8 protein-coding genes are annotated in these 11,934 nt (G+C 54.4%); 6 read left to right on the top strand and 2 right to left on the bottom strand.

The features are described from left to right. The first annotated feature begins 52 nt into the window (after nucleotides 1-52). The 4 genes from MKX42_RS21965 to MKX42_RS21950 all read left to right on the top strand — a co-directional run bounded on the left by MKX42_RS21965 (nucleotide 53) and on the right by MKX42_RS21950 (nucleotide 5,341). Nucleotides 53-952, top strand: coding sequence for an ABC transporter permease (locus MKX42_RS21965; RefSeq protein WP_209992448.1), 900 nt, complete (start codon nucleotides 53-55; stop codon nucleotides 950-952). 56 nt (nucleotides 953-1,008) lie between these two features. Then, on the top strand, nucleotides 1,009-1,887 hold the full coding sequence (locus MKX42_RS21960) for a carbohydrate ABC transporter permease (protein WP_340757763.1): 879 nt from the start codon (nucleotides 1,009-1,011) through the stop codon (nucleotides 1,885-1,887). 84 nt (nucleotides 1,888-1,971) lie between these two features. Further along, nucleotides 1,972-3,735: a sensor histidine kinase gene (locus MKX42_RS21955; protein WP_340754597.1), complete on the top strand. Its 1,764-nt coding sequence runs from the start codon at nucleotides 1,972-1,974 to the stop codon at nucleotides 3,733-3,735. Continuing rightward, the gene (locus MKX42_RS21950) at nucleotides 3,707-5,341 is read left to right on the top strand and encodes a response regulator transcription factor (protein WP_340754595.1); all 1,635 of its coding nucleotides are present in this window, start codon (nucleotides 3,707-3,709) and stop codon (nucleotides 5,339-5,341) included. Before MKX42_RS21955 ends, MKX42_RS21950 begins: the two co-directional genes overlap by 29 nt. A 326-nt stretch (nucleotides 5,342-5,667) precedes the next feature. Here the strand turns inward: MKX42_RS21950 and MKX42_RS21945 are convergent, their stop codons facing one another. Then, the gene (locus MKX42_RS21945; RefSeq protein ID WP_340757762.1) at nucleotides 5,668-6,810 is read right to left on the bottom strand and encodes a glycosyl hydrolase family 8; all 1,143 of its coding nucleotides are present in this window, start codon (nucleotides 6,808-6,810) and stop codon (nucleotides 5,668-5,670) included. Between the two features lie 225 nt (nucleotides 6,811-7,035). Here MKX42_RS21945 and MKX42_RS21940 point away from each other — a divergent pair, with 225 nt between their 5' ends. After that, the gene (locus MKX42_RS21940) at nucleotides 7,036-8,853 is read left to right on the top strand and encodes a family 43 glycosylhydrolase (RefSeq protein ID WP_340754593.1); all 1,818 of its coding nucleotides are present in this window, start codon (nucleotides 7,036-7,038) and stop codon (nucleotides 8,851-8,853) included. Between the two features lie 261 nt (nucleotides 8,854-9,114). Next, nucleotides 9,115-10,545 (top strand): family 43 glycosylhydrolase, encoded by a 1,431-nt coding sequence (locus MKX42_RS21935; protein WP_340754591.1) that lies wholly within the window; start codon nucleotides 9,115-9,117, stop codon nucleotides 10,543-10,545. A 465-nt stretch (nucleotides 10,546-11,010) separates the two neighbouring features. Here the strand turns inward: MKX42_RS21935 and MKX42_RS21930 are convergent, their stop codons facing one another. Then, complete coding sequence (locus MKX42_RS21930) at nucleotides 11,011-11,904, bottom strand: helix-turn-helix transcriptional regulator (protein WP_340754589.1); 894 nt, start codon at nucleotides 11,902-11,904, stop codon at nucleotides 11,011-11,013. Between the last annotated feature and the right edge of the window lie 30 nt (nucleotides 11,905-11,934).

The raw sequence follows: 11,934 nt of genomic DNA, 5'->3' as shown, positions 1-11,934 counted from the left end.
CGACCTTTTCTTCCTCCATTCCATTCTTGCCCTGCAGATGTGGAGGATAACGATGAGAGCAAAACTGCGAAAAGAACTGCCGCTTCATTTGATGCTTTTGCCGGGACTGGTGATGATCATTCTGTTCTCCTACGTCCCCATGGCCGGTGTCATGATCGCGTTCCAGAAATTCATCCCTGCCAAGGGCTTGTTCGGGGATCAGAAGTGGGTGGGCCTGGATAACTTTGAATATGTGATGAACCTGCCAAGCTTCACACAGGTGCTGTGGAATACGCTGTTTATTTCGAGTCTCAAGCTGATTCTGGGCCTGATTATTCCGCTGGTGTTCGCAATTCTGCTGAACGAGCTGGCCAGTAATGTGATTAAACGGTCCGTGCAGACAGCGATTTATCTGCCGTATTTCTTGTCCTGGGTTGTGCTTGGCGGCATCTTGATTGATATTCTGTCTCCATCGGGCGGGATTGTGAATGAATTCCTCGGATGGTTCGGTGTCTCCAAGATTTTCTTCCTCGGCGACAATGACTGGTTCCCCTTCACGCTGATTGCCTCGGATGTGTGGAAGAACTTCGGCTACGGAACGATTGTATATCTGGCGGCTATAACGGGCATTGATCCCGGGTTATATGAAGCAGCTACCATTGACGGCGCCAACCGCTGGCACAAGACCTGGCATATTACTATTCCGGGCATACGTATGGTCATCGTCCTGCTGTCGGTACTCAGTCTGGGACAACTGCTGAACGCGGGCTTCGATCAGGTCTTCAATCTATACAGTCCGCAGGTCTATGAGAGCGGGGATATCCTGGATACCTTCGTCTACCGGATCGGTCTATTGGACGCCCAATACGGCGTAGCGACTGCCGTCGGCTTCTTTAAATCGATCATATCGCTCACCTTGATTTCCAGCTCGTATTTCCTGGCTTACCGTTTTGCCAAATACCGGATCTTCTAGAGGAGGGAGTACCCTTGGAGCAACAGCTAACGCCCAAACCGGAGGAATGGACTCCCATTCGCCCCAAAAAACGCTTTGACGGGATTGCGGTACTCAACGCAACCTTTCTGATTCTGGTCTCACTGCTCTGTATCCTGCCGCTCATTCATATTATAGCGGTGTCCTTCAGCTCCAGTGCTGCAGCCTCCGCAGGGTATGTCAGGCTCTGGCCGGTAGACTTCACGTTCGCCTCGTATATGTATACGATGAGCCGGACTGAATTCTGGCAGTCGATGCTTGTCTCCCTGACACGGATCGGCATCGGCACGCCGCTGAATCTTCTGTTAACGATCCTTGTAGCTTACCCGCTATCCAAGGAATCGCACGCTCTGCGGTTCCGCAGCGTCTATGCCTGGGCCTTCTTCGTCACGATGCTGTTCAACGGCGGGCTGATCCCCTGGTATACCACACTCAAGGAGTATGGCCTGCTCGATTCCATCTGGGCACTGGTATTGCCCGGCGCAGTTCCAGTGTTCAGCGTAGTGCTGCTGCTTAACTTCTTCCGGGAGATTCCGAAGGAGCTGGAAGAGGCGGCGCTGATTGACGGGGCCGGCCACTTCCGGACGGTCTGGTCCATCTTCGTGCCGATCTCAAAGCCCGCGCTGGCAACCCTGGCCTTATTCTCGATGGTGGAGCACTGGAACAGCTGGTTCGACGGCTTGCTGCTTATGGGGAATCCGGCCAACTATCCGCTGCAAAGCTATATTCAGACGATTGTCATCCAGCAGAACCTGTCGAATATGTCGCGTGATGCCATGCTTGATCTGGCGCTGATCTCGGACCGGACGCTGAAGTCCTCCCAGATCTTCCTCGGCTCCCTGCCGATTATTCTGGCGTATCCGTTCCTGCAGAAATATTTCGTGAAGGGAATTGTACTCGGCAGTGTCAAAGGTTAACCACCCGGAAGTTATGCATAAGCCTGCGGCTCCCTCCGGATTCAGGCTATAATGGTGAAAATGATTGCTGGGGGTCTGGGATTATTGTTCAAAAAGGATTACTCACTGCGCAATACGATATTTCTGCGGCTGATTGTGACCTTTCTGCTCATTATGCTGCCTATTCTTGTCTTCGCCGCTTATCTGTATCAATGGATTATGCAAACGGCCAGCAGCGATATCCGAAGCTCGGCCAGCGCCCAGACCGTCTTTTACTTAAATGATATGGAGAATGAGATCGAGCGGATGAAGCTGCTGCAGTATAGTCTGCTGGAGGATGAGGATCTGAACAAGCTGGCTCTGACCTGGGAGACGCTGCCGACCATTGACCGCACGGAGAATCTGAATTCGCTGATGAAACGCCTGTTCATCGTGCAGAACAGCAGTACGTATATTAAGGACGTCAGGGTTCATATCATGACTATAGGCCGGACTATCTCATCGGTCGGCGGCGTGCGTGAGATTGAACTGAAGCGCTTCCGCGAGATCCGCTCGGTCTTCGGGGACCGCCGTTCCCAGGTGATTGAGTGGGATGGTGGTCTGTATCTTAGTGCGATGAAGCAGCGGGGCATCAAGGGGGCGGAACCGCTGCTGACGGTAGAGATTGAGCTGGACACCCAAGAGCTGCGGGCGGCGCTGGGCCAATTCAATACGTATCCCGGCAGTGGAACGCTATTGCTCTCCGATAGTGCGAGATTCGCGCTATACAGCATGACCGGCGAGCTGGCAGGGGCGGAACCTTCCCAGTACGCCCGGGATATCCGCACGGTGGCATCCGGGGAGAGGCTGAGGATCGCCGGCGCGCCTTATTACATCGTCCAGACCGGCTCGCAGGAGCTTGGCTTGTCCATTTACCGGATCATCCCGGAGGATATTATCAAGAATCCGCTTAGCAAATTCTATACCTGGGCCTGGGTGTTTGGTGTGGCTGCGCTTGCCATCATCATTGCTTTTGCGCTGTCAACCTACAAGTTCATTCATAAGCCGATGCTGACGCTGGTGAAGAGCTTCCGGAGAATGGAGCAGGGCGATCTGGATATTCATATCCAGCATGAGTCGAAGGATGAATTCCGTTATCTGTACAGCCGCTTCAACCAGATGGTGAGCAATCTGCATTCCCTGATCGATCAGGTCTACAAGCAGAAGATTATGGCCCAGCGGGCAGAGCTGAAGCAATTGCAGTCACAGATTAACCCGCATTTTCTGTATAACAGCTTCTTCATTCTGAACACGATGGCGAAGACCGGTGATACCGAGCGGATCGAACAGCTTACTACGATGCTCGGCGAATACTTCCAGTTTGTCACCCGTAACGCTTCCGACCTGGTGTCCTTGGAGCAGGAGATTCACCATGCAAGAATGTATACAGAGATTCAGGCCATGCGTTTCTCCCGCAGAATTGGAGTCCGGTTCGATGCCTTGTCCGAGGAGCTGAAGAAGGTGTCCGTTCCGCGGCTGATTGTACAGCCGATTATTGAGAACGCGTTCAAGCACAGCCTGGAAAAGAAATCCATGGAGGGCCTGATCATTATCCGCTTCGCACAGGAAGGACCGGACATCCGCATTATCGTAGAGGATAACGGGGACCGGCTGAGTGATGATACGCTAGTGCAATTGAAAGAGTCCCTTAATGTCTATCGGGAGCAGGCGGAGACAACGGGTCTAGTGAACATTCACCGGCGCATCCGCATTACCTTCGGGGAAGAGAGCGGCTTGCTGGCGGACCGGAGTGAGCTGGGCGGACTAAGGGTAACCATTCTTCTTAGAGCTGGAGGTGAGAATGCTGGTGTACAGGATGCTTATCGTTGATGATGAAGAGATTATCACAGATGGCCTGGCGGTTATTTTCGGCAAAATGGAGCTTGAACTGGACATCTACAAGGCCTATTCGGGCCACGAAGCGCTAAATCTGTTGCACCGGACCCGGGTGGACATTGTTCTGTCTGATATCTGCATGCCTGAGATGGACGGGCTGGAGCTGATGAAGCATATCCGCCGGAGCTGGCCGCAATGCAAAATCGTCTTCCTGACCGGACACAGCGACTTCAATTATGTCTACCAGGCGATTCAGGCTCCGGGTGTCCAATATGTGCTCAAGAATGAAGGCTATCCGAAGCTGATTGAGGCGGTAATGCGTGCGCTCCAGGAGCTGAACGACGCCATGCAGGTGAATGATCTGATCCGTGAATCCAAGGAGCAGCTTAACACGCTGGAGACCTTGGCGCAGGGCGATTATTTCCGCCATCTCATTCACAGCGTCAAGGCGGATCAGGATATGGCCGGGGACTTCGTCCGTCTGAACATTCCGCTGGATGCTTCGCGGCCGGTGCTGATCGCACTGGGCAGCATCAGTGATCCTGAATCCTCGCGCACGTATATGGACCGCCGGGAGACGGCGCTCGCGGTGAAGTTCCTGTCAGAGAAGCTGCTGAAGGAGCGGACGGTCAGCCTTGGGGTCATCGACCGGTACGGTGACCTGATCTGGCTGATTCAGCCGGGTGGTTCGGGAGAGGCTTCGCAGCCGGAGGATCTGGAGCAGATGATTAAATTCCTGGAAGGCACCTTCGAGCTGATTCAGCAGTCGTGCCGGGAATCGCTGGAGGTCGGGATGGCCATCACGCTTAGTAGGGAGGAGTCTGCCTGGTCCAGGCTTCCGCTTGTGTACGATAAAGCGAGGCAGGTTCAGCATTACCGGGCCGGGGACGGGGAGCGGATGGTGCAGAAGGTGCAGCTGAATGAAGCGGCAGTGCCGGATACCGTGCGTGACCGCTTCCTGCGTGACAAGGTGGAGACGCTGGCTGCACATCTGGAGGCGGGCCGCAAGGAGGAGTTCCTCCGGCTGTTCGGGGAGATGGCTGAACCGGCAGGGCAGGAATGCACGCGGGGCAATCCTTATCTGACTGAGCTGTATTACACCATTGCCCTGATGCTCATGTCGTATACGAACAGATGGGAAGCCGACGGGGAGATTGGGGCAAGCGGGCTGATGCAGCTTGAGGTCTACCGGACGCTGGGCGAAGCCTTACAATATCTTCGGGACACGGCAGAGCTGCTGTTCTCTGTCAGGAAGAGCGGGGAGCAGAAGCGGGCAGCAGGTGTCATCGACCGGATCTGCATATATATAGAAGAGAATCTCGACCAGGACCTGTCGCTGGTCCGTCTGGCCGATGTGATCCACTTCAATCCCTCGTATCTGTCCCGCCTGTTCAAGCAGGAACGGGGAATCAATCTGTCCGAGTATATCGAGGATATGCGCGTCCGCCAGGCCAAGGAGCTGCTGCGCAGAGGGGAGCTCAAGGTCGCCGAGGTCGGCTCGCTGATTGGCTACGTCACCCCGCAGTCCTTCACCCGGGTATTCAAAAAATGGACCGGAACCACGCCGCAGGAATACCGAGCGGATGTGGTTGGCGGGTGAAGTGGTGGGAACGAATAGGGGGAATTGAGGAAGAAATAATCGCTCCTTCGGGATGGATGGCGTTGCCTCCATCGTCCGGGGGAGCGATTGTTCGTTGAGGAGAGAAAATGAGGGATAAATCCCTTTGGTGATGCTGGACTTGGGCTAAAGGAGTGCCTGGATATGGTGGATGAGGGTCTAGTGAGCGAATGAGGAGCAGAAGTGCACCTGGATTTGCCTAGTGGGGACGAAATGAATAAATCAGGAGCACAAGCGCCCCTGATTTCACTCGGCTCCGTCAGAAGTAGGCCAATGGAGGACAGAGAGGCCAGTTTAGTTAGTTTCTTTTACATATAAATCCGATAATTCCCGCTCAGCGCCAGCATGGTGAAGAAATACAGGCAGTTGTCGTAATAGCGCCGTTCTCCAGTGCGCAGCGGGGTGTTCCAGAACAGCTTGACGAAGTGCCCGGCATCCGGTCCGTCAGCAGCGAGCGAGGCCATTGCCAGAGTGGACAGCAGGCCGACCGGATGCAGGGACAGCTCGTCAAAAGGCTGGCCGTCAATCGTATACCGCCGGTAATCAGCCGGATCGATGCCCAGGAAGAACGCCTGAATGCGGTTAGACTGCTCTACCTGCCAAGGATCGCAGCGGAACCATTCATAATCCAGCCCGATGTTGGCGGCGACCCGGTATGCGTCACTGAAGAAGTGGCGGTAGTCGCCATGCGGCTGGGGTTCAGCCGGAGTCCCGTCATAATTGGCGTATTCCGGCGACAGTCCGGTTTCGGGATGGCAGGCCTTGTGCAGATAGGCTCTGCTTTTGGCGGCCGCATCCTTCCAGAATGCCCGGTCTGCTTCATCCGCCTGCAGGGCGAACAGATCATAGAAATGCGGCAAATGATAGGAGGGATCGCTGAACGGAGTCTCCGGGATGAACTTAATCAGCCGGGTCTCGGGGTCCCACATCGGATCGCCTTCCCCGTCTTCTCCCTTGTGCACACAGGCGCGGAGAATGCTTCTGGCCTGCTCGGAATAATTGAACGGCGCGGCCCCGTCACCCCAGCGGCTGGAAGCGAAGAACAGGGCCATCGCGAAGAACTCCTCTCCGTCCGGGGCAGGTCCTTGCGACAGACGGGTGCCGTCCAGCTTACAATGCCAGGCGAAATAATCCTTATAACGGCCCTCCGTATGCTGCATGAAGACCTTGGCGAATTTCCAGAGCCGGTCGAACTCCTCCTTTTTATCCATCTGAACCGCCATCATCATCCCGTACGACATGCCCTCTGTGCGCACATCGGTATTGCCTGTATCTATGATATATCCCTTATCGTCATCCATAGTATGGTAGAGCCGTACATCAGGGGCGCCGTAGAACATTTCGTTCCAGGTATCTTCCAGCCGCTGCTGAATCGCCTCCGGACGCAGTCCGTTCTCAAGGAACAGATTTCTGTACTCTCCTGTATAAAAAGAGCCCTCTGTAGTATTCATCATAACATCCTCCAGGTGAATTTTATTTTGCCCAAGTATACCATAAGCGGCGGTATAGAGATTAAAGCGTTTTCCGGATAATTTATAGACGATTCCGGCTCCGGCCCATAATCTAAGGATAGATCAATCTTAGGTGTCTATATGTCATGGACTTCAAGCCAAAAGCTTCTCTATACTGGTAGGGACATGCTGCAAGATGAATAACAAGGTAAGGGTGATAGAGCTATGAATGAGGTGTCAGAGCTAATAAAGCTTACAGTCTATACGCGCATACCGAACCAGGATTACACCGGGTCACTCAGCAACAGTGTTCATATGGCCTGCACAGATGATCATAACGGATTTCAGCCGCTTAACCGGAACTATGGCCTATTATTTGCCGTGGCCACCGTGGATGAGAAGAATGTGATCCATGAAAAAGGACTCAAAAATCCCTATTTGTTCCGCACACAGGATGGTGCTTTCGGGATTATTGCCGTAAGGGTTGACGCCTCGGGGGAGGATGACGGGGAGAGCAGAGGGCAGATTCTGCTGTGGACCTCGCCGGATCTGGTGACTTTCGATGCCCAGCGGCTTGTCCGGCTGGATAAAGAACGCTATGTAAAAGAAGCCGTCTGCGCACTGGACAGTACCGGCGGATATGAGATCCGCTGGCAGGACAACGACGGCAACTATTATGTGAACCGGCTGGCTGACCTGTGGAAGCCGGAAGGGATCTCGCCACCGGAGCCTGCAGAAGCATACACGGTAGAGCAGCCCGCAAGACCGCTGCCCGGAACCCGTCCGGGGAATGTGCTGACAGTGGATGGTCCAGCCGGCCGCAAGGTTCAGGCTGCCTGGACCCCGGTGTATAACACCGGTATTCGCGTAGCGGAACAGGTCAGTGTCCGCTCCGCAGGCGAATTGGCGAAGGTCAGAGCCACAGCGCTGTATTCTGACAGCTCCACTGCCGATAAGCAGGTAGCTTGGGACACCGCAGAGATTGATTTCACCTTGCCGGGAACGCATACCATACATGGAAAAGTAGTCACATATGACTTGCCGTTCCCGTTGGCAAGCGGCTATGCAGACCCGGTAATTCTTCCTTGGAACGGCAGGTATTACTTCCTGGCTACCAACGACAATGTCAATAATATCGGCATCTATGTCCGCGTGGCAGATACCTTGCAGGACTTATTCGTTCCGGGCTTCCAGGAAGCCGTTATACTGGACCTGAATGAGGAGCTGAATTTCATCCAGACCTTCTGGGCGCCGGAATTCCATGTCATCGGCGGGGAGCTGTACATCCTGTTCGCCGTTGGCGGTAAGGTATGGGGACCGCAATGCCATCTTATGAAGCTGAACCCCGGCGGTGATATTATGAAGGCCGGGGATTGGAGCACGCCGGTCCGGACGAAGCGAATGGACGGAACTCCTTTGGCCGCAGACGGCATTACGCTGGATATGACTTATTTCAAGGCAGACAGCACCTCCTGTGTAGTCTGGTCTTACCGCAAAGGGATCGGAACGCCGCTGGATACCGGCTCTATGCTGTACATCGCCACGGTAGATGAAGCGAACCCGGCGGTGTTAACCAGTGAGCCGGTGCTGCTGTCGCGTCCGCTGCTCGGCTGGGAGAATGTTCAGGGCACGATCAATAACGAAGGCCCGTATCCGCTTCTTACGGAAGATACCGTGTATATTGCCTATTCCGGCGGGGCGGCAACGGGATATACCTATGCGGTAGGCTGGTTAAGCATTCCACGGGGCGGCGATGTTCTGGATGCCGGTGCCTGGAGCAAGGCGGGTACGCCGGCACTTTCTTATTATTCGCTGGACGGGGTGTACGGTCCGGGGCATAATTCCTTTTTCCAGGATACAGATGGTACAACGCTAGTCCTCTACCACGGGGAAGAGCAACTGGTGAAGCATGGAACGAGATGCTCGGCGATCCACAGAGTCCATTACAACAGTAACGGGGTTCCACTGCTCGATGTGGCCGGGGAGAGAGATGTACATCCGGATTACGCCGACTGCACGATGCAGGTGACGGTGCTTGCTTAGTCGTGCCAACTTACAACTACAATCTATATAGATTGAACTTAAGCATTTAATTTAAGGGAAAAGTGACGGAGGGGAGTTTTGGAACTGGAGGAGCGGTAGCGAACGCCTTTGTCACCGGATTTCTACCGCGAAAAGCGGTTGAATCAAGAAATCTGGTGACAACAGCGGCCGGAAGTCCAAAACTTCTCTGGAGTTACGGCTCATCCCAAAACATCAAAATCATTAGTTCAATCTATATATAAATAATAGGAGGATTATAGAATGACAACACAACAACAAGGATTCAACCCATACCTGCCTTCCTGGGAGTACGTGCCGGATGCGGAACCTTATGTTTTTGAAGGAAGAGTATATGTCTATGGCTCGCATGACCGGTTCAATGGACACGCCTTCTGTCTGAACGACTACGTCTGCTGGTCAGCGCCGGAGGACAATCTGGGCGATTGGCAGTATGAAGGGGTGATCTACAAGACGACAGATGACCCGCTCAACCCGGAAGGCAGCATGTGTCTCTATGCACCGGATGTGACGCAGGGACCGGACGGGCGCTACTATCTCTACTATGTACTGGACAAGGTTTCTGCCGTATCGGTAGCGGTCTGCGATAAGCCGGGCGGCAAATATGAATTCTACGGCTATGTAACCTACGGGGACGGCACGCGTCTGGGCGAACGGGAAGGCGATGAGCCGCAGTTTGACCCGGGGGTATTGACCGAAGGCGACACCACGTACCTGTACACCGGCTTCTGCGGATACGGCGACAAGTCCAGACACGGCGCGATGGCTACCGTACTGGGTCCAGATATGCTGACGATTATTGAAGAGCCTGTGTTCGTGGCACCGAGCCAGCCTTACAGCCAGGGAACCGGCTTCGAGGGCTATGAGTTCTTCGAGGCCCCTTCCATCCGCAAAAGAGGAGATATCTACTACCTGATCTATTCCTCCATCTCCATGCATGAGCTGTGTTATGCCACCAGCAGTCATCCTACCCGGGATTTCGTGTATCAGGGAGTCATTGTGAGCAACTGTGATCTGCATATCGATACGTATAAGCCTGCGGACCGGACGATGTATTACGGCGGCAATAACCACGGCAGCATCGTGGAGGTTAATGGAGCGTGGTATATCTTCTATCACCGGCATACCAACGGGACCGCGTTCTCGCGCCAGGGCTGCATCGAGCCGATTACGTTCCGTGAAGACGGCACCATCCCGCAGGTGGAGATTACAACCTCCGGCCCGAACGGCGGCCCGCTGGAAGGACGCGGAGAATATCCGGCCTGCCTGGCCTGTCATTTGTTCACCAAGGATCAGGAGATGTATACCGGAGGGTTTGGCAAGATGGGTGCCTGGATGGACAGCCGGTTCCCGAAGATTACCCAGGACGGCAGAGACGGCGAGGAAGAGGTTGGCTATATTGCCAATATGACGGAGTCGGCGACCGCGGGGTTCAAGTATTTTGACTGCAAGGGGGTTAGCCGGGTCTCCATCAAGGTGCGGGGATATTGCCATGGTGAGTTCCAGGTGAAGACAGCTTGGGACGGGCCTGCGCTTGCTTCTATTCCGGTAGGCTTTACGAATGTCTGGAAAGAATATGCTGCGGAAGTGACGATTCCGGACGGTGTTCAGGCGCTGTATTTCACGTATACCGGGGGCGGCGGCGCGCAGTTTGCATCGTTTACACTAGCTTAAGCGGTCGCGGGCGGGACGGGATGGAATGGAATAGAGCATGACAAGCAGCAGCGCCCGAGAACTCTCTCAGGCGCTGCTGCTCTATTGGATGGAGGATAGTTAGTTGAAGACAGCGAGGGTTCCTCTCATTTGCAACTTAAGCCTTAGCTCCAACATCTGGAGTAGTGCACGGACACAGGTGCCGCTATTTTGTCCAAAAGTGTGATTATTCACGAGCTACGGACTCAGTGGACCTTAAATGGGCGATATGGAAGCCAAATGAGACAGAAACAGTTAATTAACGGCCACTGAGTCCGTGAAAAGCTCATTTCTTCGGTTTTCAGGAAGATAGCGGCATCTGAGTCCGCATGGCTTGCAGCCAGGTGCAAGAAATCTCTTGCCTAGTAATCTAGCTCGTAGAGGGCGGGGCCTATTTGTTGTCCGCTCCCGCCCACACCAGATGGTAATGGAGTAATGCCCCGGACACTACACGCCTGAAGAATACCGGGCCTTGTACTCTGAGGGCGTCATGTTCATATAATGCTTGAACCACTTGGAAAAGTAGCTGACATGCTGGTAGCCTGATTCCAGTGCAGCCTCCAGCACATTGTATGATCCGCTGCGGAGCAGACTGGCCGCCTGGCTGATGCGGATATAGTTCAGATATTCCATCGGGCGCATCCCCGTCTGAGCCTTGAAAAACTTGCAGAAATGCGAGCGGCTCAGCGCTACGACAGAGGCAAGCTGATCCAGCTCCAGCCGGTCGCGGGAATGTGCCTCCATATAGCTCAGCACCTCCCGGATCTGCCGGTTATATTCCCGGCCGTGCCGGGTCTCCGCCGCCGGGTTCAGCCCGGTCAGCCCGTATTGATAGCTGTCCGCGATGAATAGCAGCAAGAGCGCCTTCAGACCCATTTCGTATGCCCCGGCCTTACGCTCATAGCGGCTTAGCAGCTCCCTGATCAGCAGAAGTAAGGGGGAGTGGGCAGCATCTGCAGCAGATAATAGAGCGGGAAGCCGGACCGACCCTTGCAGGACGGGGTCCAGGAACAGCTCCTGTACCCGGTCGGGCTGCGGTGAAGACAGCCAGGAGCCTTTGAACACGATGGAATAATAACAGGTGCCGCCCATAGCGGTGTCCATGCCTGAATGAAGTTCACCGGGATGAACGATCAGGGCATCTCCAGCCTGGATGTCGAACTCACGGCTCTCGATATGGAAGGTAGCGAGGCCTTCCGCCAGATAGATAATCTCCATTTCGTTATGCCAATGCACAGGAAGAATGGAATGCACGCGGGCCTGATGCTCCACCCGGTAGATATGTAGCGGAAATTCCGGCTGCCCGTGCAGCTTATTCTCCCGGTAACGGTGTTCGTACATGATGCCCTCCTGTGAATCGCTATATTGTGT

It is taken from the genome of Paenibacillus sp. FSL R7-0204 (assembly GCF_038002225.1).
Taxonomy (GTDB): domain Bacteria; phylum Bacillota; class Bacilli; order Paenibacillales; family Paenibacillaceae; genus Paenibacillus_AQ.
This window is presented reverse-complemented; position numbering and strand designations above follow the sequence as displayed.